Raw genomic sequence first — 26,464 nt, forward strand, 5'->3', positions numbered from 1 at the left:
TTTTGATGGAGTTTTTCCGCACATGTTCTCTAAATCGCTTTTGACCGGCCGCACGGGCTCTGCTTCGCCTTTCGCTGTTTCCACCGTTGAACTTCGCGGACTTTCTGCCGAGTTCGATCGATCGGTCAGCGCCTTGCCCGCATCAATGGCTGAACCTGTGCGTGTTCCGGCGGCGACCAAAGGGCGTGCGGACTTCCTGAAACAACTGGCTGCCAGATCGGCCGCCCGGCTTGCTGCCGGGGGTACTGCACTCGTGCTGGTTCTGCTGAGTGCGGAAACGGCACAGGCGCAGTCCTCCGACGTGTCGCTGAACACGCTGGACGGTGTCAAATCGGTGGAAGTGCTGGAGGACGGATCGGCCTCAGTAACGCTCGAGAACGGAGCCGTAATGCGTCTGCCAGCCGGAAGCTTCACCGTTGCGGGCGGAGAGGTTCTGGTCCCCGAGGCTGTGGCGCTTCAGGTGACCGAAGCCGCTGCGGCAGGCAGCGGCGGGTCGGCAGGCGCCATTGCTGCGGTAGGTGGCGGTGTGGCGGCCGCCGGGCTTGCCGCTGGCGGCGGCGGTGGTGGCAGCGACGGGGGAAGCGACAGCGGTGGAAGTGGCGCGGGCGGCTCGGGTACCTCTGCGCCCTCTCTCAGTGGTACGGTGGTGGATGGTTACATCGTAAACGCCACCGTGTTTCAGGATGTGAACGGAAACTCCGTTTTTGACGCAGGCGAGCCCAATACCACGACGGACGCTTTGGGCAATTTCAATATTACACTGGATTCGTCCAACCCGGCGGCCAAGCTGGTGTCCGTCGGTGGGGTGGATTCTTCGACCGGTCAGGCGTTTACCGGCACTCTGACGGCGCCTGCGGGTTCGAGTGTTATCACGCCGCTGACCACTCTGGTGCAGAGCCTTGTTGAGGCAAGCGCAGGCAGCGACACGCCGTTGACAGTTGATGAGGCCAACGCGCAATTGGCCGACGCGCTGGGTTTGTCTGGCCAGAACCTGCTGGAGCTGGACCCGGTTGAGGCCATTGAAGATAGTGGCGATGCCGCAGCGTTTGCAGCCGCGGCGCAGGTTGCGTCGGTAATCTCTGCCGCAGCGGCAACGCAGGACAGCGACGCAGATAGCTCGGCCGCTTCCGAAGCTGCGGCGGCTTCTCTTGCCGAACAGATTCTGGCAGCCGCAGACGATCCGATGGAAGATCCGTTGGAGGTCTTGAACGATGCGGATGCCATTCAGACTGCTCTGGAAGAGGCCGGAGTTGATGCGAGCGAGGCGTCGGGAATAGCGTCACAGGTTGAGACCGCGAATGACTTGATTGATGGTGCCAGCGGTACCCCGGAAGATATTCAGAACACCATCGAAGCCGTACAAGAGGTTGTACAGGGAGATCTGGTTGATGCCATCGAAGATGATGGTACTGACGTTGGATCTGTCGATGTTGCTGATGAGGCTGCCAATATCGTTCCCTTGCGTCCTGAGATCACGACAGAGGTTTCCGGATTAGTCGGCCCGGACAGTTTCGCTGCGACAATCCCGCTGGTCGGGACCGGTCGTCCGGGAAGCATCGTCCGTGTTTCTATCGGCGGCGTTGAGGATACGACCACTGTCGATGGCAGTGGAAATTGGTTGTTCAATCTGGACGCGGGCAATTTCCCGTCCGATAGCGGCACATTTGATGTGCAGGTCTCTGCGGCCCCCTCAGGTTCTTCGGTATACACCGTTCCCGTTTCCGGCGGCAGCGCGGAGGTTGATCTGACCCCGCCTGCCGCACCGGTGATCGATCCGGTATCCGATGACAATGCTCTGGATCTGGACGAGCAGCAAACTGCCCTGAACGTTACCGGGACGGCCGAGGCAGGCGCGGATGTTGCTGTTACCATCAATGGCGTGACCGAAGATGCGGTTGCGGGTGCGGACGGCGCATTCAGCGTCACCTTCGATGCCGGGGATGTCCCTGCCGCAGGCTTTACGATCAGTGCCGTCGCGACGGATACGCTGGGCAATGAGGGTCCGGCGGGTACGCAGGCGATCACGCTGGAGCCTGTTTCGGCCCTGACGCCGACCATTTCGCCGGTATCGGGCACCTTTGGGGCGGCGGAACTGGCGGCTGGCCTGACCTTCAGCGGCACGGGCCGCAGCGGCAGCACGGTGACCGTTACCATTGACGGCGCAGAGCAGGAGGCCACCGTCGATGGCGATGGCAACTGGAGCGTTACCTTCGCCGAAGCGGACCTGCCGGATGCAACCGGCGACTATACGGTCAGCGCGGTTGCCACTTTGGGCGGGACCAGTTTCTCCAGCGGGGCTGTTGCGGGTGGTGGATTCTCGGTCGATCTGGACGCGCCTGCCGCGCCGACCATCGACGCGATTGCGGGCAACGATGTGCTGGAGCTTGAGGAACAGGACGCCGACCTCACTGTAACGGGCACCGCGGAGGCGGGCGCGACCGTTGAGGTCACCATCGGCAGCGCCACCGAAAGTGCGGTTGCGGGAGCGGATGGCGCGTACACCGTGACCTTTGACGCGGCGGATGTGCCGGACACGGATTTCTCGGTTGACGCCACGGCCACCGATCCGCTGGGCAATGAAGGCCCCTCGGCCTCGCAGGCGGTGACGGTCGAACCGGTCTCGACCCTGACACCTGTGGTCGATCAGGTTTCGGGCATCTTCGGACCGTCGGAACTGGCTGCCGGTCTGATGGTGTCGGGTACCGGACGTGCTGGAAGCACGGTGCAGGTGGATGTTGCAGGCGTCGTACAGGACGCGGCGGTCGATGGCGATGGCAATTGGAGCACCACCTTCGCCGAGGATGCATTGCCGGATGCAACCGGCGACTACACCGTCACCGCTGTCGCGGTCCTGGACGGCACCGCGTTCTCCAGTGGTGAAGTTGCAGGGGGTAGCTTTTCGGTCGATCTGGACGCTGCTGCAGCGCCGGTCTTTGACACGGTTGCCGGAAATGACGTGATCGAGCTGGAAGAGCGCGGGTCGGATCTGACGGTTTCGGGTATGACGGATGCGGGCGCGACGGTCGATGTCACCATCAACGGTGTGACAGAGACGGTAGAGGCGGATGGAACCGGTGCGTTCAGCGTCACCTTTGCGGCGGCGGATGTTCCAACAACGGATTTCACCATCAATGCCACGGCAACAGACGATTTGGGCAATACCAGCGCGACCGCCATGCAAGCGATCACGCTGGAGCCAGTCTCGGCCCTGACACCGACCAGTTCGCCGGTATCGGGCACCTTTGGGGCGGCGGAACTGGCGGCTGGGCTGACCGTCAGCGGCACGGGTCGCAGCGGCAGCACGGTGACCGTTACCATTGACGGCGCAGAGCAGGAGGTCACCGTCGATGGCGATGGCAACTGGAGCGTTAACTTCGCCGAAGTGGACCTGCCGGATGCAACCGGCGACTATACGGTCAGCGCGGTTGCCACTCTGAACGGGACCACTTTCTCTAGCGGTGCGGTCAGCGGCGGTGGCTTCTCGGTTGATCTGGATGCACCGATCGAGCCGGTCGTCGACCTGGTTGCGGGCGATGATGTATTGGACCTCGAGGAACAGGGCGTTGATCTCACCGTCACCGGTACAGCCGAGGCGGGTGCAACGGTTGACCTCACCATTGGCAGCGTCACCGAAAGCACGGTTGCAGGTGCTGATGGCTCTTACTCGGTGACATTTGCTGCGGCGGATGTGCCGGATACAGACTTTTTGATCGAGGCCACGGCCACTGATCCGTTCGGTAACGAAAGCCCCTCCGGTTCGGTTGCAGTGACTGTCGAGCCGGTCTCGGCGCTGACGCCAACCATTAATGACACGACGGCGACGCTTGGCATCGCGGACCGGGCTGCCGGGTTGGATGTGAGCGGCACGGGACGTGTCGGGAGTACCGTGACAGTGACCATCAACGGTGTCGCGCTGCTGGCACCGGTGGCCGCAGATGGTCAATGGAATGTCACGTTCACAGAATCAGATTTGCCGGATGTTTCCGGGACCTACCCTGTCACCGCCGATGCGACACTGGATGGGTCCAGCGTAACCAGCGGATCTGTCGCGGGTGGCGACGTCACCTATGACCTTCAAGCGCCGGACGCGCCGACGTTGGATGCTGTTACGGGCGACGATTTCCTTGAAACCGCCGAACAGGACGCAGACCTGACGATTACGGGTACGGCCGAGGCAAATGCGGTTGTTACCGTGACCATCGGGGCCACTTCTGAACAGGTAACGGCTGATGGCGACGGCAATTTCAGTGCCACATTCGATGCGGCTGCGGTTCCGGGGGGTGATTTCTCGGTCTCGGCGGTTGCCGAGGATGCAGTTGGAAACCAGAGCACGCCAGCGGATCGCGCTGTGACGGTGCAGATCAGCGGGCAGTCGATCATCGGAGATTTCGGAAATAACGATCTGACCGGAACTGCGGGGGATGACTACATCAACCCTGAGGGCAATGATGGTGAGGCTGACGGGATCGATGTTGTCTATGGTTCCGCTGGCAATGACGAGATCGATCTGAGCACCTCGGGTGGCACCAGCTTTGTCGAGCTGAACTATGCGGCGCTTGATGGCCCGATTGATGTGACCCTGGATTATGCCAACAATACCGGCACCGTGGACAAAGGCAGCGACGGCACAGACACGCTGACCAGCCCCGAAACAACGGGTGAGGCGTTTGGGATCGGGCTTGTCGGAACGCAGGGCGACGATACGTTCACCGTTATTCAGGATGGTGACCCGACCTGGGCAGGGATCTTCTACGAAGGCGGTGATGACACGGTCAACGTGACCTTGGATTCGGGCATCGTTCGTGTGAAAGCGGTATCCATTGATCCCGCAGATGAAGATGTCACCGCCAATCTGAATACCGGCGATATCACCTTTGCCAGCGGTTCGATTGACCTGAATGTAACCGGCACTGGTGGCCGTATCGAACTTGAGACCGGAGACGGCAATGACTCCGTAACGGGCTCGGCACGGGATGAACGCTTCATTCTGGGTGCGGGCACCGATACGCTGGATGCGGGCGGTGGGTTCGATGAAGTGCGCTATGACCGCGGTGCTGTCGTTGACGGTGTCGAGGTGAACCTTGAAACCGGACAGGCAACCGGCACGTGGAGCGGCCAGGCATTCACGCACAATCTGTCCAATGTCGAAATGGTGCGTGGCTCGCGTACGGGCGATGACATAATGACGGCGGCGGATAGCGGTTCGACGCTGGATGGTCGCGGGGGCGATGACCTCCTCATCGGGGGTGCCGGGGACGACACCCTGATTGGCGGCGACGGGGAGGACATTTTCTTCGTCGGTCAGGGCAATGATGTCATCCGCGACTACGAAGGGGATATCGTCGACACGATCGAGCTTGACCCTGCCTACACCGAGGCCGAAATCGATGCGGCGATTGCCGCGGCCGTGCAGGATGGCGATGATGTTGTCGTCACATTTGCCTCAACCGGCGCGACGCTCCGGCTTGAGGGTTGGACGGTTGCGGACCTGCAGGCCGAAAATGCAAGCGGCGGGTCGGATATTGTCGGTACGCCGGACCCTGACAATCTGGTCGGCACCGATGGCGATGACACGATTGACCCGCAAGGTAACGACGGTAACGATCCGGATGTTGTGGTCGGCTCACTGGGCGATGACACAATCGATCTGAGCAATACTGGCGGCGAGAGCTTCGTTGTTCTTGACTACGAAGGGCTGTCCGGCCCGATTGACGTGACGCTGAACTACGCGCTCAACCAAGGCCAGATCGTGAAGGGTGTGGGCGGTGCCGATGGCACGGATACCCTGATCAATCCCAACACCACAGGCGAAGCCAACGGCATCGACATATTCGGCACATCAGGTGACGATACATTCACCATTGTTCAGAATGGTGCCGAGGCTTGGGCAGCCGCTTACTATCGGGGCGGCAACGACACGATCAATCTGACACTCGACACCGGTATCGTCCGGATCACGACTTCGGATGATGAAAACGTGACGGCCAATCTGAGCACTGGCGATATCACCTTCGCCAGCGGTTCGATTGATCTGAACGTGACCGGTACTGGTGGTCGGATCGAACTGGTGACCGGATCGGGCGACGACAACGTGACAGGCTCGGCTTTGGATGAACGGTTCAGTCTGGGTGCGGGCACCGATACGCTGGATGCGGGCGACGGTTTCGATCTGGTGCGCTATGACCGCTTTGCTGTCTCTCAAGGAGTGAACGTGAACCTTGAGACCGGGATTGCAACCGGTATGTGGGACGGTCAGTCCTTTACGCACAATCTGTTCAATGTCGAATATGTACGCGGTTCACGCACTGGTGGTGACACGTTGACCGCAGCCGATTCCGGCTCGCGTCTGGAAGGGCGGGGTGGTAATGACACGCTGATCGGTGGCGCCGGAGACGACCTGTTGGTCGGTGGCGATGGCGAAGATACTTTCATCGTCGGTCGGGGCAATGATGTCATCCGCGATTACGAAGGGGATGACGTCGACACGATCGAACTCGACCCTGCCTACACCGAGGCCGAAATCGATGCGGCGATTGCCGCGGCCGTGCAGGATGGCGATGATGTTGTAGTCACGTTCGTCTCAACCGGCGCGACGCTCCGGCTTGAGGGTTGGACGGTTGCGGACCTGCAGGCCGAAAACGCAAGCGCCGGTTCGGACATCATCGGCGTGTTCGGGGATGACACTCTCGATGGCACCGCCGGTGACGACTACATCGACCCGATGGGCAACGATGATGGCTTTGATCTCGTGAATGCGTCAGCAGGCAACGATGAGATCGACCTGAGCAATTCGGGCGGCACCAGCTATGTCGAGCTGGATTATTCGGCGCTCGCAGGTCCGATCATAGCCACGGTCGATTACGCGTCCAACACGGGTTCGGTCGATAAGGGTGCAGATGGGGTTGATACCCTGACCAGCCCTGCGACGGTCGGCGAAGCTTTCGGTTTGGGGCTGCAGGGCACGGCCGGGGATGACACATTCAACATCACTCAAGGCAGCGGCGACAGCTGGATCGGTGTGTTCTATCAGGGCGGCAACGACACCATAAATGCGAATATGGACAATGGTATCATTCGCATTGGCACGTCCGGCGAGGATGTCACCGCCAATCTGGTTACCGGAGACATCACATTTGCCAGTGGGTCGATTGATCTGAATGTGACCGGAACCGGTGGCAGAATTGATCTGCAGACATATGACGGAAACGACAATGTCACCGGATCGGATCGCGATGAACGTTTCATTCTGGGCGCGGGGACCGATACGCTGGATGCCGGGGGTGGTTTCGACACCGTTCGCTATGACCGGAGCGGTATCGATACCGGAGTAACCGTCAATCTTGGAACCAACACTGCGACCGGAACCTGGAATGGACAGGCGTTCACGCATACGCTGTTGAATGTTGAAGGCGTGCGCGGCTCGCGCTCGGGCGATGACATGCTGACGGCGTCTGATCTGGGCTCACAGCTGGATGGCCGGGGGGGCGACGACACACTGACCGGTGGCGATGGCGCAGATGTCCTGATCGGTGGTGCTGACAATGACACGCTGGAAGGCGGCGCCGGTGAAGACCTGTTCATTGTGGGCCAGGGAGATGACATCATCCGCGATTTCGAAGCCGGTATCGATGAGATCCAACTGGACAGTTCGGTGACAGATGATGAGGTTGCGACCGCCGTTGATAATGCGCAGCAGGTCGGTGACGATGTCCTGGTTACGCTTCCGGATGGGGCCACGGTGCTGTTCGAAGACTGGTTGGTTGCGGATCTGCAGCAGGAATACGCGGATCGCTTCGCAGTGACGAATGTCATCGGTACGGACGGGGATGATGTTCTCGACGGGACCGACGGGAACGACTACATCGACCCGCAGGGCAATAATGATGGTGAAGACATTATCAATGCCTCAACCGGCGATGATGCGATTGATCTGAGCGCATCCGGCGGAGAAAGCTATGTCGAGCTGAGATACGGCGCGCTGAGCGGACCAATCGAAGCGACAATCGACTACGCGAATGATTTCGGGTCCGTCAACAAGTTCGGGGATGGGTTCGACGACATACTCAATCCGCTCTCACCCGGCGAAGCTCTTGGTCTTGGGATCGACGGTACGGTCGGGGATGACGTTTACAACATCGTGCAGGGTGACACGTTCAGCTGGACCGGCGTTTACTACGAAGGTGGCAATGACACGATAAACGCCACCTTGAATGACGGCATTATCCGCGTTGACACCAGTGATGATGCTGTGACGGCAAATCTTACAACCGGCGACATCACATTCAATGGCGGATCGATTGATCTGAATGTGACGGGATCTGGTGGGCGGATCGAATTGCGGACGTTCGACGCGGATGACAACGTGACCGGATCTGACCGGGACGAGCGTTTCATACTGGGCGCGGGCAACGACGTGCTGGACGCAGGCGGAGGGCACGACGTCGTGCGCTACGACCGCGGCGATGTTACGGACGGTGTGACCGTCGATCTGGATCTGGGGCAGGCAACGGGAACATGGGACGGTCAGTCCTTTACCCACAGTTTGTCTGGGGTCGAAGAAGTGTATGGCTCTCGTTCAGGCAATGATACCCTGATCGCGGCGAGTACCGGGTCGGTTTTTGTGGGTCGCGGTGGCGACGACAGCTATACCGGCGGTGCGGGAGAGGACATCTTCGTTGTTGGCGAAGGTCATGACACGATCTTTGACTTCGACATCGATCTTGACCAGTTGCAGACCCGCGACGGCGCGTTTGAGTCGGGGCTGCCGGACTATGAGGATGTTACATCAAACGGTGAGCCATCATTGCGGTTCAATTTTGGCGCGGATGACTCGGTCACGCTGGTCGGTGTGACATCCCAGGATCTCGAAAATACGATTGCGTCCGAAAACCTGTCTTTGTCGCCGGGAAGCATGAACAACCCGGTCACCATCGAGGTTAACGGCACGTCCAATCAGGTTGCCGACATGGTGACGGCATTCCAAAGCGGCAGTATGACTCAATCGTCAAGCGAAGTGGTCTACACCTCCGGGAATATCACTCTGTCGCTTGCGGGTTCCGGATTGTCCGTAACAGGCGGGCCCGACTATGCAGGCAGCGTTGATACAATGACCCTGACTTTGGACGGCTCACCTGTATTCACGGCGACAGATATCGGCGCCCCCCTGTCCGACATTGCCGACATGCTGGACGATGCTGCGTTGCTGGGATCGCAGGAAATTGATCTCGGAACCGGGTTCGGAAACTTGCGCGATGTGATCGTGGTTGGGGATGATGCGGCTCAGGATATCTTCTACACCGATGTCGATCAGTGGATCGAGACCGGCGCAGGCGATGACACGATCACATTCGACCGCTGGGGAACCGGCATCGCGATTTCGGGTGATGGGAATGACACAATCAATATCCTCAACGATACCGGCGGGACGGATCAGGTGTTCATCTATATCGATGCCGACGACACGGGCACCGATGTGATCGACGGCTTTCGCTTTACCGATAGCGAGGGTACCGGAGACCGGATCGTGGTCCAAGACGACCGCGGTGCGTTCTCGATTGCCTGGGAAGTTGACGATGCGGGCGATCAATCCGACCTGGATGCGATTGCGGCGACATTCGATTCCATCGGTTCGGGCGAGTACGCACTGTTCTATGATCAAGGCGGGAACGCTGTATTGCAGGACCTGATCGAAGGCGGCGCGCCGGGTGCAAACTATACGCTGGGTGACACAATCGCGACCTTTACCAACGCGGATGTCAGCCAGTTCTCCGGCTCTTCGATTGACAGTTTCCTCAAATACTCGGACATCGACCTGCCGCCCGCATCCGAACTGGTCTGACGCACGGGGGGATTATGACTGCATCCGTCGCGATAAGGCCGCGACCGCTCACGCAACAGGACTGCGCCGGTTTACGCTGGCGCAGTCCTTCCGGTTATCGCTTTGCCAGACATATATCGTCGGTTTTGCTGAGCTCTTCCGAACTGGCCGCAGTGACGCTAGAATTGCCCTGGTTTTTTGTAAATGCTGGCGGCAAGTGGCGCGCTGTTGCGCCGCTGCGCAGGGATCGCGATGGTGGCAGCCTGTGGGTCCACGATGACGGCTCAGTTGCGCTGGACCGGCTGCCGTTTCTGCTGCGCATGTACCCGTTTGCTGTTCTGCCCGAGGGGGATAGCCATGTGCTTGGTATCTGGCAGGACCCGGACTGTGTGGGCGAAATCGGAAAGTTACTTTACGAAGATGGGCGGCTGTCCCCGACGCTCGACCCCGTGGCACGGGGCTTTGCCCGCTTCGTTGCAGGGTTGGAGGTGATGAACAGGATCGGGACCGCGCTGCAGGTTGCCGATGTCCTGAGGCCCGTCCCGCAGCAAAATGGCGGCGCATTGTTTGAAACGGACGAAGACGCGCTGCGGACCGCCCCGGCCGATGTGCTGGTTTCCCTCTCGCAAAACGGAGCATTGGGCGCGGCACATGCGCAGTTATTGTCACGCCATCATTTAAAAAAGCCTACAAGGCGTAAGGTTGCTTCCCAACCACAGAATACTCCTGTAACGCGAGATACGGACCGGGCCTTTTTGGATGCATTGACCGATGATTTGCTGTCCGGCGAAGAACTAAAACCAGGAGCTTTGGCACCATGAAGGCATGGTTGTCGGTTGTGATGACCACGATAATTTTGGCAGGCTGCAGCGAGGACTTGCAGGGGACTCAGTCTTTTGATCCGACCGCAAAACCTGCCGGGGTTCCACAGGGACAGAATAATCTGAAGGGGACCATCGCACGTACGGATTTCGCGGAACTGGTCCGGACCTCTGTTGCGACATCGCCTACGACGGCGGCAGGGGCAGCCAATGTACTGGCATCGAGGACCCGCATCGATGCCGAGCAGGGCGCGTTCCTGCCACAGATCGAGGCCGAGACGTCCCTGACGTCCGATGGGGATACGGTTCCGATCCTGCGGTTGAGCCAGATCATCTATGATGGCGGCAAAGTCTCGGGTCGCGTGGGACTGCGGCAGATCGAGGCCCGCCAAACCTGGCTGAGCGAATTGTCAGAACTGAGCGCGCTGAGCTTCGAGGCGATAGAAACCATAATTGATCTGGATCGCAATCGCCGCCTTGAAGATCAGGCGCAGCAAAATCTGGACCGCACCGATGCTCTGGTCGATGATCTTCAGTCTCGCTTTGATGCGGGTGCCGGGTCGGTTGCGGATTTGCTGGCGGGGCAGGGGCGGAAGTCTAACGCCGAGACAGAACTGGCGCAGGCACAAACCGATGTAGAGCTTGCCACGGCAACATGGGTCGAGGTGTTCGGAACCCGACCGGGTGCTATCCCCACGATCCCTCCGGCCCCGGTTCTTGCGGCTGCCTCTTCGCAGGAGATGGTCGAACGCAGCCCGCGCCTGCGTACACAGGTTGCCGTCAGTCAGGTGCGTCAGCAGGAGGTTGTGGTTGCTGAACGTGCCACACGCCCCACGCTATCGGCGATCCTCGAAACGGACTTTGACCAAGGCAGCATTGATGACGGGGCGCAGGCCCGTTTGGGTGTCACGGTCCCGATCTATCAGGGGGGGTCCGCGCGGGCCAATGTCGAAACGGCGCAGGCAAACCTTCAGCAAAGCAAAGCCGACGAGGAAGAGTTGCGGCGCGAGTTACAGCGTAACCTGTCCCAGGCGCTGGAAGAGACCAACTCGATCCAGCGCCGGCTGGCCACGGCCCGGCGTGCCGTGGAGATCAATGAACAGGCGCTCGAGGCCGCGTGGGGGCAGTTTGATATTGGACGCAGTACGCTGGTCCAGATTCTGGATGCCCTGCGCGAATTGAATCTTGCACAGGTACGGGTGATCCAGCTTGAAGCGCAGGCGCGCCGAGCGGAATACGCGGTTCTGGCGGTGACCGGAGATATCCTTGACGCGTTGGGTGTCGCGCAGCCAACCGATCCAACCTTGTGATATCCGCCATGAACCCGACCGCCGTCGACCCGCTGATCCTACACCTCCGGCTTCTGACCGAACATCTGGGTCACGGTTTGTCCGAAGCGGATTTTTTCCGTGTGTTCAAGGGCAAGCAGGATGCCTATGCGGTTGATGACGCGGTAAGCGCACTCGAAGCGGCAGGTTACAAGGCCGATTTCGGCAAGGCGCGGCTGTTGACGCTTGACCCGATATTGTTCCCGGTTCTGACGTTTGACGCAGACGGAGCCCCTTTTTTGGTACTGGATCGCGAGGACAAGGACCGCTTTCTTGTGATCGATGCGAGCAGCGGATCGACCGAGCCGCAGATCTGGCGGCAGCAAGACGACCGACTGCGCAAGGCACGCTGGATTTTGCGCGCCTCGCGCACGCGCCGCTCGGACGAAGACCGCTCGGCCCCGCAAGGTCACTGGTTCTGGTCCGCGTTCAGCGATCTGCGCGGGGTTTATGTTCAGATCATACTGGCCGCAGTGGTGACCAGCGTGCTTGGACTGGCGACATCTCTGTTCACCATGGTGGTGTATGACCGCATCCTGCCGAACGAGGCGGTCGACAGCCTGTTGGCATTGGTTGCGGGTGTTGGTTTTGCGCTGCTGTTCGATTTTCTGATCAAGAATTTGCGGACTCGGTTCATCGATACTGCGGGCAAACGAGCGGACATGAAAATTGCCGAGCGGTTGTTCAATCAATTGATGGCGTTGAAGATGAAGTCGCGCGGCGGTCAGAATGGACGTATGGCTTCGATCCTGCGGGATTTTGAGGTGGTACGAGATTTTTTCACCTCGGCGTCGCTGGTGGCTTTGGTCGATCTGCCCTTCCTGTTTGTATTTGTCGGTGTGATCTGGGCGATCGGTGGTCCGCTTGCGCTGGTTCCGGCGGTTGCGGTGCCTATCACTCTGTTATCCGGGCTCTTGGCGCAGCCTTTCCTTAGCCGCTATGCGCGCGAGTCAAGTATTGATGGTCAGACCAAACAGTCGGTTCTGATGGAAACGCTGACGGGGATGGAGACGCTCAAGACCACCGGGGCCGAGCCGGTGATGCGGGCGCGCTGGGACGATACGGTCCGGGCGCAGGCCGATAGTTCCGGCAAGACGCGCCTGTTGTCGCAAGGCACCGTCAACCTGACTCTGCTGGTGCAGCAGATCGCGCAGGTCGCGATTGTGTTTTACGGCGTGTTTCTGATCCGGGATGGTGTGATCTCGATGGGCGCGCTGATCGCCTGCGTGATCCTGACGGGTAAGACTCTGGCGCCACTGTCACAGTTGGCACAGGTGCTGACGCGCCTGAATCAGGCGCGCGTGGCCTATCGTCAGATCGACGCAATGATGGCGCAGGAGGTCGAGCGTGAACCCGGACGGCGTTATCTGTCGCGGCGCACCATCGAGGGCCAGATCGACTTCAAGAGGGTCAGCTTTGCTTATGATGAGGCATTGGGCTCGATCCTCAAGGATATCGATTTGTCGATCAAACCCGGAGAGAAAGTTGCCATTCTGGGACCGGTCGGGTCTGGCAAAAGTACTTTGGCGCGCCTGATCCTCGGCCTGTATGAACCCGATGACGGATCGGTTCTGCTGGACGGTCTGGATGCCCGCGCCGTGGACCCTGCAGACAAGACGCGCAATATCGGTGCCGTGTTGCAGGATTGTTGGCTGTTCTCCGGCACTCTGCGTGAAAACATCATCGCAGGCCGGTTCGGCGTGACCGATGACGAGGTGCACAACAAAGCGGCAATTTCGCTGGCCGATCAGATCGCGGGGGCACACCCGCACGGTTACGATATGCTAGTGCACGAGGGCGGCGCGGGCGTATCGGGCGGACAACGGCAGGCGGTTGCGATCGCACGCGCCCTGATCGGCGACCCGCCGACATTGGTGATGGACGAGCCGACCTCGGGCATGGATGTCCAGACCGAGGCGCAGGTGATCGAGAACCTCAAAACCTGGCTGTCCGATGACCGGACACTGGTTCTTGTGACGCACCGGACCAGCCTGCTGCAACTGGTGGATAGGGTGATTGTCCTGAACAACGGCAAGATCACCTATGACGGCAGCAAAGACGACATGCTTGTGCGCAACCGTCCCGCCGCGCGCGCCGTGAAGGAGGCATAGGGTGGCCGGGTCGGATTTTGCAGCAACTGCACGAGAGATGCGGGGCCGGCGCGGCGCCGCAGGAGGTCTGATCCTGCTCTCGGTCGTAGCACTGCTATTCGTCGTTCTGGTCTGGGCCTATTTCACTGAAATCGATGACGTGACGCGGGCCGAGGCGCGTGTTGTGCCCTCGCAGCTGGTGCAGGTGGTTCAGGCAGCCGAGACTGGTACCATTACGGAAATAAACGTCCGCGAGGGTGATACGGTCGAAGCGGGTGAAGTGATGATGCGCTTTGATCCTGCGCTGCTAAGGGCTGAACTGGATACCGCTGTTTCAGAAGCAACCGCTTTGCGCCTGCGCCGTGCGCGGCTCGACGCGCAGATTTCCGGGCAAGAGTTCGACTTGCCGGACCGTAGCGGCGCTGAGGCTGCGTTGCTGAATGCGGAACGGGATCTGTTTTCTGCGATGGCGGCGCATCTGACTGCCGATCTGGAAGTTCTGGATGCCCGCCGCGAAATCAAGCTGGCCGAAATCGAGGCGGCCCGCATCAGCAAGGATGTGAACAATGAAACCATCGGGTTGCTGGAAGAAGAAATCGGTGTGATCCAGCCTCTGGTGGAACGTCGGATTGAAAGTCCTCTGGCGATGATCGACCTGCGCCGCGAACTCAGTCGCCAGAATGGACAGCTGAGTGATGCCGGCAATCGGATACTGATGGCTCAGGCCGCGCTGACCGAGATTGACAGTCAGATCGTCGCCCGGAAGCGCGAGTTTCGCTCGACCGCAAACCGGGAATTGACCGAGACACAGGCCCGTCTCGCCGCGCTCGAGACCCGTATTCCCGCCCTTCAGGCCCGGCTGGCGCGTGCGGAAATCCGCGCCCCGACCCGGGGGGTCGTCAATCAGGTGCTGATTTCGACACTGGGTGGCGTGGCTCAGCAGGGTCAGACCGTTGTTGAGATCGTGCCGTTTGGCGATACCGTCACGGTTGAGGCGTTTGTCGCCCCGGATGACATTGCCTTCATCCGCCCGGACCAGGAAGTAAAAGTGCGTATCACGGCCTATGACGCCTCGCGCTACGGAGCCCTGAACGGGCGTGTGACGCGTATCGGTGCCGATACGGTGCTCGCCCCGGATGGCGAGACTTCTGTTTACGTGGTCGAGATACGGCTGAGCGGCGCGCTTACAGATGCGGACGGGCAGCAGTTGGATGTAATTCCAGGCATGGTAGCTCAGGTAGATATGTTGTCTGAACCTAAAACGGTTCTGGAATATCTGACCAAACCGGTCATTCGTGTCAAAGACCGCGCGTTTCGGGACTGAATCTTTTTTGGATAGATGTTGTGTTCGCTGACCGGTCATGACGGTCGCCCCAGAGTTGGATAGTCTGCTCAGAAAGTTATTTGAACCTACACCTGTATCGAACGCGCAGCTTGTCAGAACTTTCATGCGGTTTGGCTATGCTGTTGAAAGTAGCATGTCTGCATTCAGCGGGCCAAAAAATTGGCGACGCATCCTTCATGTTTGCTACTCTTGTTTGATGGCTTGTAGGATTTATGGGTCTTTTCTGACGCCAGGGATAGGATCGTTGTCAAAGGTGCTGATCCGGCAACGTAAATACAGAAGGTTACAACCAATCGTTTGTCACTTAGCGGGACAAAGACAACCCTACCACCTACAACGGCCTGATGGATATCGAACCACGTTAACAAGCTGATGGCGTCTCCGTTCGATACCGTTGAACGGATGTCGTTCACGAAATTGCTGTATCCGATGATGCCGGCTTTCTTTCGCTGTTGTTGTATTTCAGCCATCAATCGCGGCCAAAATGACAGTCCCTCATCCGGTCAACAAAGGGCTAAGGTCAGAAACTCGAGGATCGTGCCGCACATTTACTCAACCGGCCACAGTCACCGGTGGCCGTTCCTCCCTGTGGGACACTCGGCTTCATTGCAGCGCGCGGCAAAGCCCTTTCACGAGCAGAAATTTCTCAATTCGGTATCGCTGCTTCGACCTTTGAGGGTTTTCGTGGATGAGTGGTGGCTGAAACACATCTGTATCAGATTTGCTGCTCCAGAAAGCTTTCAACCCCGTCAGTCACCGGCCTCAGGACCCCGACCTTTGCATTGTCGCCCATATGAGCCACGCGAAAAACGTCTTCCTTGTTCGCACCAAAACCGCCTGCAATGCGAATATTGTGACCCGCCGCCAAAGCTGCGACCAAATCCGAGGATCGGAAGCGGCCACTGGTCTTGATTGCGGTGACGCCTGATGCACGGGAGCCGGGTACGATCTGCAGTTCCAGTCCGAGTTTTTCCATTGCGCCGCACAGGAAATCCCGTGCCTCAACATGGCGGGTGTAACGGGTATCCAGGCCTTCGGACAGAATCTTGTTCATGGCGACATCAAGTGCGTAGACCGCAGCCACCGGCATGGTGGTCAGGCTGGGATGCCAGTCGCGTGCGGCGTCAAGTTGATCGCGCCAGCGCAGAATGTCGGTGTATGCCCCGCGCGGAGACTGTTTGGCTTCGATCCGTGCCCATGCGGTGTCGGCAACTGCAACCAGGCCCAGACCGGGGACGGATTCCAATCCCTTCTGAGATCCCGATGTCATGATCGAAATGCCCCAGTCGTCCATCTGCGCGGGACATGTCCCAAGCGCACTGACGGAATCGACCATAACTGGCACACCGGCTTCTTGGGCGACTTTGGCCAAAGCCTCTACCGGTTGCTGCAACCCTGTCGAGGTTTCAACATGGGTATAGCACACAAGATCGATTTTCCGGGTGGCCAGCGCCACGCGTAGGGCTTCCGGGTCGGCGGGGTTGCCGTCAGCTACCGGCAGAAGAACCGCGTTGGCACCGCAGCCCTCGACGGCCCATTTCAGAATGGAGCTGAAGTAGCCGGCATCGAGGATCAGGGCTGTCTGACCTGCATCCAGCATTGCGCTGATCGCTATTTCGTTGGCAAGCGTGCCAGATCCCGGAATGATGGCGACATAGCCGCTGGTGCCAAAGACCTTTCGCAGGTTTTCGGTGGTACGGACATATGCCTGCGAAAAGCCGGGCCCGACATGCAGTCTCTGGGGGCCGTACTGGGCAGCGAGAACCTCGTCAGAAACCTCGACCGGCCCCGGGGTGAAATTGCGAAGATGGGCCATCAATAGGTCGCTCGCCCCCCTGACAGATCGAAGACCGCGCCCGAGTTGAAAGTGCAGTCTTCGGAGCTCAGCCACATGACCATGCGTGCGGCTTCTTCGACCCAGCCCAGTCGTTTCATCGGAGACTTGTCGATCATGATCTGCACAAAATCGGGCGTCATCTGGTCGAGGATCGCGGTTTTGATGGCCGCAGGCGCGATGCAGTTTACGCGGATCTCAGTCTGTGCAAGCTCCTTTGCCAGTGATTTGGTAAAGCCAATTACCCCCGCCTTGGCTGCAGAATAGGCCGATGCGTTGGGCGTCCCTTCTTTCCCGGCCAGGGAAGCCATATTGATGATCCGGCCAAATCCGCCTTCCTGCATCACCGGAACCACGGCATGGGCCAGATAGAAGGTACCGATCAGGTTCACTTCGATCACGCGCGCCCACGTGTCAGGGTCACTGTCAACCACCGGCAAAGTCGGCCCGGCGAAACCTGCGTTGTGGGACAGAAAGTCGATCCCGCCGAAGGCTGCGCGCGTCTCTGAGACGGCGGCCGCGATCTGATCCGGCTGACTGATGTCGACCCCGCAGGCGATGGCACCCTCGGGCAAATCTTCCGGGTCGGACAAATCCCAGATCGCGACCCTGGCCCCGGCCGCTGCGTAGTGGCGGGCGATTTCCGCACCGATTCCGGTGGCACCTCCGGTCACAACAGCAACCCGGCCCGCAAAATCATAGCTTACGTTGCTCATGCGGTTACCGGATAAAATTCTTCACATAGTCGGCTCCAAGGCCGACCTTCTCGAAATGCGCCCGGCACATGTCGATCTTGGTGAAAACATCCTCATAGCCCAGATGGTTTCCATCGGGGTCGCAGTAATACATCACTCCGTTGACCTGAAAGTATGTGATCATTTCCTGAACGTCGTCCGGCACGACCAAGGTATGGGTTTCGCCCGGTGGTTCGTAAACATACGACCCTTCGGTGGCCTCCCAGTCGTGCTCCAAATAATGCCAGCGTCCTTTCAGCACGAACCCGTGGACCGGGTTGGGATGGCGGTGGCGAGACAAGACTCCGGCCTTCGTCACCTTGAGCAGGTTCATCCAGTAACCCTGGCTGACATTCAGGCAGAGAGGGCGGAAGAAGACCGTTTCGGTCTGCTGGACCCACATGCGCGGGTCGTTTTCGGCCAGCGCATCGGGCACCAGGATTTCAGGCAACGCGTCCTGTGGCATGGGGTGCTTGTACGGCACGCGCGGGTTTTCATCGTTTTCTGTCAGTGGCATATCGCTTCCCTTTGCATTCAAACAGCGGCGTAGCCGCCATCCACGTTCAAGAGTGTTCCGGTTATGAACCCTGCATGTTCGGACGCCAGAAACAGCGCCGGGCCGATCAGGTCTTCGGGTTTGCCCCACCGCGCCATAGGTGTCCGGGACAGGATCGCCGCGCTACGGTCGGGATCGTTTTGCAGGTTCTGTGTCAGCGGCGTAGCGATCCATCCCGGTGCCAGCGCGTTCACACGAATACCATCCTTGGCGTATGCGATGGCCAGAGATTTGGTCAGTTGTGCAATCCCACCCTTCGAGGCGGCATATCCCGGCACCAACCCGCCGCCGAAATAGCTGAGCATCGACGCGATATTGATGATTGTGCCGCCGTTCTTCGCCAGAACGGGCCGGGCAGCGGCACAAACCCGCATGGTGCCATTGAGGTTGATGTCGACGACCTGGGTAAAAACATCCGGGTCAAGTTCTTCCTCGCGCCGGATGACGCCTGCTGCGTTCACAACAACATCCAACGTGGGAAGTCCGCCAATCAATGCCTCGATTGCGTCGCCGTCCGTGACATCCAGCGTCTTGTAAATCAGACCATCATCCTCTTCCGGCAGAGGTCCGAGGCCCACGGCCGTCACTGAATACCCGGCCTGATGGAATCCCTGTGCGATTGCCCTTCCAAGGCCGCTTGTGCCACCAGTTACCAGTGCGTTATTTTGTTTCTTTACCATTGCAGCATCTCAGAGATGTCCATATAATGGACAAAGATTTCAATATATGGTCAGATAACGGAATTGACTCTGCAGGTCAATCGAAGAGGAGCAGCAATGGCAAATCAGGTTCCGGGTACGCAGAGCTTCTCGCGCAGTATTGGTTTGTTGCAGCACATTTGCGATCGTGCGACGCCGCCGAACCTCCAGAATCTGCTGGAGGAATGCGCGTTCACGCGACCGACGCTTTATCGGTTGCTGGCTGGCCTGGAGGCGGAAAATTTAATCACGCAAACCCGTGACAAACGCTTTAAGCCCGGCGTTCGCCTGATAAACATGGCGCGCACGGCGCTCACGCAATCTGATATCCGCGATATCTCACGCGAGGCGCTGATAAAGCTGCGAAACCAGACAAGAGAGACAGTGCATCTCGCTGTCCCGAGCGGTGAAGGGCTGGTGTATATCGAGAAAATCGAAAGCCTTGAGACGGTTCGAATGAGTTCCACCATCGGTACCTTTGTTCCGCTCCATTCCAGCGGCGTGGGCAAAGCCTATTTGTCGGCATTGCCAGAGGATGACCTGGCAGCCTTTCTCCGCGATGCAGACCTGCGACCGATTACACGTTTTACGACAACTGACGCATCCCGGCTTCGAACTCAGATCATGACCTGCCGTATGCAGGGCTTCATATTTGACAATCAGGAGAATGAGGAAGGGATCGCTTGCTTTGGTGCTGCAATCCTGGATGACCAGCTTAGGCCGATAGGCGCGATAAGCGTATCCGTGCCGTTGTTCCGCTTGAATGAGGACGAGTCCCACTATTCCGCGCCGCTTCTGGAGTGTGTGCGCGGCCTGTCCGGCGGCATCGGATAAGCCGCGTCGACGCGGGTTTTCCAATCAAACGGCGGGCACACTTTTCGCCATACAAAGGCTAGGCTGATGCTTGCTTGTGGCGCTGGCTTTTGCTTGGTCCACGGGTCCTTTCAGACAGAATTTCATGGATTCCAAGGTGACTTCGATGCCGTTTTATCCATAGGCGCACAGCTGCTTTCCAAAGCGAGTTTGTTTTTGATGTCAGCTAATATTTAACAAAAAGAAAAATTGACGGAAGTATATTTTAATAATATTAAAGATTCGGAGGGAGATCCAGAGATGAGAACTTGCCCGCTGTGTAAAGACCAGAAAATGTCAGTGTCCAGGATTAGCTGTGACATGTGTAATCTTCATATCGAAGGCCCCCAACACATGCCGCCACTTGTCAGACTGGCGAGGGAAGACATGGCTTTGGCCGAGGCGTTCGTTTTGTCCGGCGGTAATTTGAAGGATCTCGCGCAAACGCTCGGAATTACCTATCCGACATTGCGCAAGAGGCTTGACGCGATGATCGAAAATCTGCGTGCGGAAATAGCGCTGGACAAGCAAAAAGTCTCTCAGGTTTTGGCGGACATTGAATCCGGCAAAATAGACCCGGAACGAGGAATTCACCTTCTCAGGGAGATCAACCATGACAATTGATGCGAAGATCGCGAGTATGCGGGATCGCGGGATTCTGACCAAGGATCAGGCATCTCGTCTTGCAGAGAGTCTTCAGAAAAAGACGGGTGCCCCAACCCCGCCCAAAAAAGAGCGGTCTGGAATACGCACACTTTTGATGATCTTCGGAGCATGTGCCGTCGCGCTCATTCTTGCTCTGGTTTTCGCCCCACAGGACCCGGACGTGATCCAAAATGTCAGTTCTGCGCTCAATCAACCCGAGGAAGTTGGAAAAATGAACACACCCCTTAATCGCGGAATGTCCCTTGCTTTATTTATCGTCGTTCCATTCGCAGTCGTCCTGCTTTGGTCCGTATGGATTTTCAACAGCTTGGCGGAACGGGAAGAGCTGGTATTCGAAAGCTGGGCTCAGGTGGAAAGCAACTACCAGCGCCGGGCCGATCTTATACCCAATGTCGTCGAAGCCGCGTCGGACTACATGGCATACGAGCGAGAACTGTTGCTTGAGACAACCGGTTCCAGAGCAGGTTCAACTGATACGGAGCGGCAGGAAACTATCGATGAACTGAGAGATATCATTGATGAAATCGCGACAGCGCAGGGTACTTCAAAGGATGTCATGGACGGCATAAGCGGGGCACCCAGCAGTGAAGCGACAATCGCAAAGCTGCTCGATGCACAGGCGCGGCTCGGGGCCTCGATGACCCGTGTGGTTGCACTTGCCGAAAACTATCCAACCCTGCAGTCAGGCGATCAGGTTCTTGCCCTTCAGGCATCGCTGGAAGGGACAGAAAACCGGATAAATGTCGCGCGTATGCGGTTCAATGAGGCTGCTTCGCAGTTCAATTCCGCAATCCGACGTATGCCCACAAGTCTGATCGCTGCGGTCGGAGACTTCAAACGCAAAGCTTATTTCACTTCGACCGAAGGTGCTGAGACCGCGGTTGATATCAACCTGGATTGACCGATGTCGAACAGGCGAACCGAGGCACTGATCTTTGTGGTGATCCTTCTGACGGGCGCGGTCTCGGTCTATGTTCTGCAGCCGCTAAGAAGCGCTCCACTCGTTCGGGATCAGGCGGACATTTTGAATGCAGAGCAGGAAGAACGCATTGCAAATTATCATCAGGCGATATTGACCACCTATGACATTGACCTGAGAGTTGTGACCTCGGACAGCGCCGATGATATCGACACTCTTGCCGTAGGGATTTTCGAACAGGATCGCGTCGGAGAGAACAGTTCCACAGCTCGTGGGCTTCTGTTCCTGATTTCCCCTGAAATCGATCAGGTCCGTATGGAGACCAGCCGGACGGTCGAGCCTGTTTTTACCGATATCTTTACGTCCTATGTAGAAGAACGGCAGATGGTTCCCTTTTTCCAGGCAGATCGGGTTGCCGATGGAATTCTGGCAACAACCGAACTGATTGCATCGCGCGCAGAAGCAGCGTTACGCAATGAAGCCTTTATTCCACCTGCAAAAACCTTCGAACCCAGCAGCGGGGCCGGCGCAAGCACCAGAGCCCGGATTGGAACCGGATACGAACGGCCCGAAGGACCACAGTTGGCGCTGCAGCAGGGTTATCAGCCATATCAGGTTGTGGAGGCCTATATCAGCGCGATGGAGGATCAGAATGCTAATCCTGACCTTGCCATATACTCCAGGGCCTCGCAGACAATGTTTCAGGACTGGGTGGTGACTCCGGCTCAGATGCGCAACGTAGCGAAGACCTATCAGGACTGCCCGCCAGCAGTTACGAGATCGCAGGGCGGCTTTGCAGTTGTTCAATATCCAGTCGAGGTGCGCACATGTTCACCGTTCTTTCTGCACCGCGAAGAAGGTGCATGGCGGCTGGACTTTCCGACCATGAGCCAGACAATCCGCTTCAATCAATCCAACCAGTGGTTTGTTGCTCGGTCTTTGCCCGAGAATTACAAATTTGCGTTTGCGGGTCAGGCGTTCGATCAGAACGGTTTTCCCTTGTCACGTCCCAAACGATGAGCCGCAGCTGTTTGGCGTTTGATCTTCGAGGTCGGTAAGCTTTCAGCACGGCCCGGCAACGCCATACGCCCGTTCTGGGTGTGCCAGAAGGGTCATTTCAACCCAAGCTGTCGTTGAGCCGTTCGCGTTCGAGAAACCGGAGAACCCTTAGCAGGTTGAGGTTGCAATCCGGATGTCTTTATTGTCCTAAAATTTTGGGAATTCGCGACTATGGCTCACCCTGTCGCGCCAAAAGTAAAATGGTGGGAAAGAACGGATGGATATCGGAATTTTGCTGCTTGCCGCGTTTGTTTTTGGCTACGCGATGACGGCCGACAAGTTGGACAAAACCCCATTCACAGCCCCCATGCTATTTCTGGGGTTCGGTTTGCTGATTTCACGGACCGGATTCATTCCCGGCGATCATGCCACCGAAATTTTGCATTTTGTGGCAGAGGTGACGCTGATCGTACTGCTGTTCCTGGACGCGGCGAAAACCGACCTGCGTGCGCTCAGAACGCATCATGTGTGGCCTATGCGAATGCTGTTGCTCGGGGTTCCGCTGTCGATAATTATCGGCGCTTTGATGATCCTGCCGGTATTGCCGGACTGGCCGGTGTTTGCAGTGATTCTGATGGCGACGATACTGGCCCCTACGGATGCGGCATTGGGGCAGGCCGTCGTAACCAACGCGGAGGTGCCGGAACGCGAACGCCGAACCCTGACGGTTGAAAGCGGCATGAACGATGGCCTTGCGTTGCCTGCGGTTCTTCTGTTCGCCAGCCTGACGGCCGATGTCTCGGGCGATCAGGGGGTCAACTGGCTGGTTTTTGGGGCCAAACAGTTGATCCTCGGGCCGTTGGTAGGCGTGCTGGTCGGAACAGTGGCCGGAACAATCATGATAGCCGCAAAGAACCGTAACCTGACCTCGCAGACCTTCGAAGGAGTCGGAACGCTGGCAGTCGCAGCCGTGTGTTATCTGCTGGCCGATGCCATCGGAGGCAATGGCTTCATTTCAACCTTCGTTGGCGGGCTGCTATTTGGGAGCGTCATGAAAGGCCACTGCAAATTCGTCTACGAATTCGCCGACACCGAAGGCAAAGGATTGTCCTGGCTTGCATTTTTTGCGATCGGGTTGGTTTTGGTACCCGAGGCGCTGCCGTATCTGGATGCCAGGGTGCTGATTATCATCGCGATATCCCTGTTTCTCGTTCGACCGCTCGCCGTCTGGATTTCACTGATCGGAACCGATGCGAGCAGTAGGACACGATTGTTCTTCGGCTGGTTTGGCCCGCGTGGACTGGCGACCGCTCTTTTTGCGTTGTTGATCGTGGACAAGATTGACCATGAATTTGCCCAGCCGATCCTGTTTCTGGCGGTGAACGCGGTATGGATCAGCGCGGTTTTACATGGAATAACAGCCTTGCCCGGCGCGCGTTGGTACGCCAAAAATCGGGCACGGTAATGGATGGTATTGACTGAGTGAGCAATAGGGTCACGAAGGTGGACCAAAACACCAGTTGCCGGTAGAGCGTTGGTTCAAAGACAGTTCAATCATCTTGACGATCTATCGTGTCGCGAAATCGACGGGCGGATGATCACTTCGGGGCTCACGCTGGCCTGGCAGGGATCGCGACTTGCAGGAACAGACCAAGCGGCATGGATGCACTTGTGCAGTTTATCTTTCCGAACCGCCGGATTTGGCATATCAAGCTGACATGAAAGTACTTTTGGCAGAAGACGACGCTAAATCGGCCGAATATATCCGTAAGGGGCTGATCGAAAACGGGTACGTCGTCGATTGGGTTAAAGACGGGCGCGAGGCGCTGACCTACTGCTTGTACAACAACGTGGATCTTGCCGTTGTCGACAGGATGCTACCCGGCATGGACGGTTTGTCAGTCGTCAAGGCGTTGCGGGCTGCCAAAAGCGAGTTGCCGATTATTTTCCTGACGGCGCTTTCCGATGTGGATGACCGTGTCGAGGGGCTCTTGGCGGGCGGTGACGACTATATGGTCAAGCCGTTTCATTTCTCGGAGTTGCTGGCCCGGATCACAGTTCTCGGACGCCGGCCCAAACATGCCGCGCAGGACCCAATCCTTCAGGTGCATGACCTTCGGCTTGATCTGCTTTCGCGGACAGCTGAACGGCAAGGACAGACAATTGAATTGCTGAACAAGGAGTTTGCGCTGCTGCATCTGTTGATGGAGCATCCGGGCCGGGTTATCAGCCGCACCATGATCCTGGAGAAGGTCTGGGATTTTTCGTTCGATCCAGGAACCACTATTGTCGAGACCCACATAAGCAAGTTGCGGCAAAAGATCGACAAGCCGTTTGATGCCGCCCTGATCCACACAGTCCGAAACATGGGGTACACGATCCGTGCCCCTCGGTGAGATATTTCGCGGCCAGCCGTTTAAGGTTGCAGTGCGGGTCACGGGCCTGTTTCTGGCGATGGTTGCGCTGGCGGGATGGGCCTTGGTTCGGGTTCTCGAAAATACGCTGGTCAGCGAGGTTCATGGGCAGAATGAAGGTGAAAGCCTTTTGCTGGGCGACATATTCGACGCCGAAGGTCGGACCGGGCTGGTTGCCACCCTTACGCAAATGGAGCGGGTATCGGCCCCGGGGGAACGGGTAACTTCGTTACTTGACGAAAGCGGATTTACACTGACCGGTCCAATTTCGATTGCACCCGATTTTGTCGGGGTGGCCAAACGGGACCTGGATACGCTGAGCGAAGGGCGTATCGAAGGCGAACATTATCTGAATGTACGCAAACTGGATGATCTGACGCTGATCGTCGGGCGGAGTGGTGATCCGATCCGTCTGGCCGTGATGCGTCTGACTGGCGGGTTGTTCCTGTTCGCTCTTGTCAACGCTGTTGGTATCCTGGCGTTGGGGTTCTGGGCCAGCCGCATATCGATGAGTCGTTTGCGCGAGATGGATCACGTTCTGGCGCAGGTGTCCGAAGGTGATATCGGCGCGCGGCTGCCGGTCTATGACCGAAACGACGAGTTTGATCGGGTTGCAATTCGGGTTAATCATAATCTGGACCGGCTGACACGGCTCGTGACCGGGATGAAATCGACGGCGTCGGCCATTGCGCATGACCTGAAAACGCCGCTGTCTCACCTTCAGATCGCGCTGCATGAGATTGCCGATGAAAGCGCGCAGGGCAGGGACCCCGGCCAGAAAATCGATGCCGCCCTGTCCGAGGCGGAATCTTTGAATTCAATCTTTGACACCATGCTGCGAATTTCCCGGATCGAAGCGGATCGAAACAATGATCGGATGAAACCGGTCAACTTGCGGGATGTCGTCGTGCAGGTCACGGATTTCATGCAGCCGATGACGGAGGAGCGGGGCCAGTCGTTGACCATGAATACGCAGGCCGTAACGGTATTGGCCGATGCCGGGATGTTGAAGCAAGCGCTTGTCAATCTGGTTGTGAATGCCTCGGCTCATGCGGGCGAGGGGGCGGAAATTCAGGTCAGTTCTATCAATGATGACGCCGGTCCGATCCTGTCTGTCAGCGATACCGGCCCCGGCATTCCAGCGGGAGACCGGGACCGGGTTCTGCAAGCCTTCGTTCGGCTGGATGCTGCCAGAACCACGCCAGGCAGCGGTCTTGGTCTGGCGCTTGTGCGGGCGGTTGTAGACCGTCACGACGCGATCCTGTCGCTTGAAGACGCAGAGCCCGGATTGCGGGTTTCAATCCAGTTTCCGAACTTCAAGAATCTTTAAACTTCATCTCAGGCACAGGTAAAATCGGTGCATTACCTCTCTGTCAGCCGCGGAACTGACT

Annotated in this window: 17 protein-coding genes; 12 read left to right on the forward strand and 5 right to left on the reverse strand. The window is 58.1% G+C overall.

All coding sequences use genetic code 11. The annotated features are described in order from the left end of the window. Positions 1–22 precede the first annotated feature (22 nt). Genes RA27_RS17890 through RA27_RS17910 form a run of 5 tightly spaced genes read left to right on the forward strand, consistent with a single transcriptional unit; the run spans position 23 to position 15,380 of the window. Complete coding sequence (locus RA27_RS17890) at positions 23–9,838, forward strand: Ig-like domain-containing protein (protein ID WP_039542225.1); 9,816 nt, start codon at positions 23–25, stop codon at positions 9,836–9,838. Positions 9,839–9,852: 14 nt separating this feature from the next. Further along, positions 9,853–10,638 (forward strand): SapC family protein, encoded by a 786-nt coding sequence (locus RA27_RS17895; RefSeq protein ID WP_082025181.1) that lies wholly within the window; start codon positions 9,853–9,855, stop codon positions 10,636–10,638. Next, the gene (locus RA27_RS17900) at positions 10,635–11,948 is read left to right on the forward strand and encodes a TolC family protein (RefSeq protein WP_039542230.1); all 1,314 of its coding nucleotides are present in this window, start codon (positions 10,635–10,637) and stop codon (positions 11,946–11,948) included. Before RA27_RS17895 ends, RA27_RS17900 begins: the two co-directional genes overlap by 4 nt. Positions 11,949–11,956: 8 nt before the next feature. Beyond that, a complete protein-coding gene (locus RA27_RS17905) occupies positions 11,957–14,077 on the forward strand; it encodes a type I secretion system permease/ATPase (RefSeq protein ID WP_052265363.1) in 2,121 nt (706 codons plus the stop codon). Between the two features lies 1 nt (position 14,078). After that, positions 14,079–15,380, forward strand: a complete 1,302-nt coding sequence (locus RA27_RS17910) for an HlyD family type I secretion periplasmic adaptor subunit (RefSeq protein ID WP_039542232.1) — start codon at positions 14,079–14,081, stop codon at positions 15,378–15,380. A 164-nt stretch (positions 15,381–15,544) separates the two neighbouring features. Here RA27_RS17910 and RA27_RS17915 read toward each other — a convergent pair whose 3' ends face one another. The 5 genes from RA27_RS17915 to RA27_RS17935 form a co-directional block, all read right to left on the reverse strand. Then, positions 15,545–15,871 (reverse strand): hypothetical protein, encoded by a 327-nt coding sequence (locus RA27_RS17915; protein WP_039542235.1) that lies wholly within the window; start codon positions 15,869–15,871, stop codon positions 15,545–15,547. 245 nt (positions 15,872–16,116) lie between these two features. Then, positions 16,117–17,217: an aminotransferase class V-fold PLP-dependent enzyme gene (locus RA27_RS17920; protein ID WP_039542238.1), complete on the reverse strand. Its 1,101-nt coding sequence runs from the start codon at positions 17,215–17,217 to the stop codon at positions 16,117–16,119. Then, positions 17,217–17,951 (reverse strand): SDR family NAD(P)-dependent oxidoreductase, encoded by a 735-nt coding sequence (locus RA27_RS17925; RefSeq protein ID WP_039542241.1) that lies wholly within the window; start codon positions 17,949–17,951, stop codon positions 17,217–17,219. Before RA27_RS17925 ends, RA27_RS17920 begins: the two co-directional genes overlap by 1 nt. 4 nt (positions 17,952–17,955) lie before the next feature. Continuing rightward, positions 17,956–18,486 carry a 2,4'-dihydroxyacetophenone dioxygenase family protein gene (locus RA27_RS17930; RefSeq protein ID WP_039542244.1) on the reverse strand — a complete coding sequence of 177 codons (531 nt, stop codon included), beginning with the start codon at positions 18,484–18,486 and terminating at the stop codon, positions 17,956–17,958. 17 nt (positions 18,487–18,503) lie between these two features. Continuing rightward, positions 18,504–19,205, reverse strand: coding sequence for an SDR family oxidoreductase (locus RA27_RS17935; protein ID WP_039542248.1), 702 nt, complete (start codon positions 19,203–19,205; stop codon positions 18,504–18,506). A 96-nt stretch (positions 19,206–19,301) separates the two neighbouring features. Here RA27_RS17935 and RA27_RS17940 point away from each other — a divergent pair, with 96 nt between their 5' ends. The 7 genes from RA27_RS17940 to RA27_RS17970 all read left to right on the forward strand — a co-directional run bounded on the left by RA27_RS17940 (position 19,302) and on the right by RA27_RS17970 (position 26,403). After that, positions 19,302–20,057 carry an IclR family transcriptional regulator gene (locus RA27_RS17940; RefSeq protein ID WP_039542253.1) on the forward strand — a complete coding sequence of 252 codons (756 nt, stop codon included), beginning with the start codon at positions 19,302–19,304 and terminating at the stop codon, positions 20,055–20,057. A gap of 279 nt (positions 20,058–20,336) precedes the next feature. Next, on the forward strand, positions 20,337–20,699 hold the full coding sequence (locus RA27_RS17945; RefSeq protein WP_082025182.1) for a DUF2089 family protein: 363 nt from the start codon (positions 20,337–20,339) through the stop codon (positions 20,697–20,699). Continuing rightward, positions 20,689–21,642: a LemA family protein gene (locus RA27_RS17950; RefSeq protein ID WP_039542257.1), complete on the forward strand. Its 954-nt coding sequence runs from the start codon at positions 20,689–20,691 to the stop codon at positions 21,640–21,642. Before RA27_RS17945 ends, RA27_RS17950 begins: the two co-directional genes overlap by 11 nt. A 3-nt stretch (positions 21,643–21,645) precedes the next feature. After that, complete coding sequence (locus tag RA27_RS17955; RefSeq protein ID WP_039542260.1) at positions 21,646–22,680, forward strand: TPM domain-containing protein; 1,035 nt, start codon at positions 21,646–21,648, stop codon at positions 22,678–22,680. A 256-nt stretch (positions 22,681–22,936) separates the two neighbouring features. Then, complete coding sequence (locus tag RA27_RS17960) at positions 22,937–24,124, forward strand: cation:proton antiporter (protein WP_039542262.1); 1,188 nt, start codon at positions 22,937–22,939, stop codon at positions 24,122–24,124. A gap of 253 nt (positions 24,125–24,377) precedes the next feature. Further along, positions 24,378–25,055 (forward strand): response regulator transcription factor, encoded by a 678-nt coding sequence (locus tag RA27_RS17965; RefSeq protein WP_039542265.1) that lies wholly within the window; start codon positions 24,378–24,380, stop codon positions 25,053–25,055. Next, entirely contained in the window at positions 25,042–26,403 is a 1,362-nt protein-coding gene (locus tag RA27_RS17970; protein ID WP_039542268.1) for a HAMP domain-containing sensor histidine kinase, read from the forward strand. The genes RA27_RS17965 and RA27_RS17970 overlap by 14 nt, the downstream gene beginning before the upstream one ends. Positions 26,404–26,464: the final 61 nt, after the last annotated feature.

Origin of the sequence: Ruegeria sp. ANG-R, from assembly GCF_000813985.1 — a bacterium.
Classification (GTDB): Bacteria; Pseudomonadota; Alphaproteobacteria; order Rhodobacterales; family Rhodobacteraceae; genus Ruegeria.

What these genes read in the sequence shown, in the direction of transcription:
- RA27_RS17890 (WP_039542225.1), top strand. Translation starts at nt 23, where the DNA reads ATGTTCTCTAAATCGCTTTTGACCGGCCGCACGGGCTCTGCTTCGCCT.
- RA27_RS17895 (WP_082025181.1), top strand. Translation starts at nt 9,853, where the DNA reads ATGACTGCATCCGTCGCGATAAGGCCGCGACCGCTCACGCAACAGGAC.
- RA27_RS17900 (WP_039542230.1), top strand. Translation starts at nt 10,635, where the DNA reads ATGAAGGCATGGTTGTCGGTTGTGATGACCACGATAATTTTGGCAGGC.
- RA27_RS17905 (WP_052265363.1), top strand. Translation starts at nt 11,957, where the DNA reads ATGAACCCGACCGCCGTCGACCCGCTGATCCTACACCTCCGGCTTCTG.
- RA27_RS17915 (WP_039542235.1), bottom strand. Translation starts at nt 15,871, where the DNA reads ATGGCTGAAATACAACAACAGCGAAAGAAAGCCGGCATCATCGGATAC.
- RA27_RS17920 (WP_039542238.1), bottom strand. Translation starts at nt 17,217, where the DNA reads ATGGCCCATCTTCGCAATTTCACCCCGGGGCCGGTCGAGGTTTCTGAC.
- RA27_RS17925 (WP_039542241.1), bottom strand. Translation starts at nt 17,951, where the DNA reads ATGAGCAACGTAAGCTATGATTTTGCGGGCCGGGTTGCTGTTGTGACC.
- RA27_RS17930 (WP_039542244.1), bottom strand. Translation starts at nt 18,486, where the DNA reads ATGCCACTGACAGAAAACGATGAAAACCCGCGCGTGCCGTACAAGCAC.
- RA27_RS17935 (WP_039542248.1), bottom strand. Translation starts at nt 19,205, where the DNA reads ATGGTAAAGAAACAAAATAACGCACTGGTAACTGGTGGCACAAGCGGC.
- RA27_RS17940 (WP_039542253.1), top strand. Translation starts at nt 19,302, where the DNA reads ATGGCAAATCAGGTTCCGGGTACGCAGAGCTTCTCGCGCAGTATTGGT.
- RA27_RS17945 (WP_082025182.1), top strand. Translation starts at nt 20,337, where the DNA reads ATGAGAACTTGCCCGCTGTGTAAAGACCAGAAAATGTCAGTGTCCAGG.
- RA27_RS17950 (WP_039542257.1), top strand. Translation starts at nt 20,689, where the DNA reads ATGACAATTGATGCGAAGATCGCGAGTATGCGGGATCGCGGGATTCTG.
- RA27_RS17955 (WP_039542260.1), top strand. Translation starts at nt 21,646, where the DNA reads ATGTCGAACAGGCGAACCGAGGCACTGATCTTTGTGGTGATCCTTCTG.
- RA27_RS17960 (WP_039542262.1), top strand. Translation starts at nt 22,937, where the DNA reads ATGGATATCGGAATTTTGCTGCTTGCCGCGTTTGTTTTTGGCTACGCG.
- RA27_RS17965 (WP_039542265.1), top strand. Translation starts at nt 24,378, where the DNA reads ATGAAAGTACTTTTGGCAGAAGACGACGCTAAATCGGCCGAATATATC.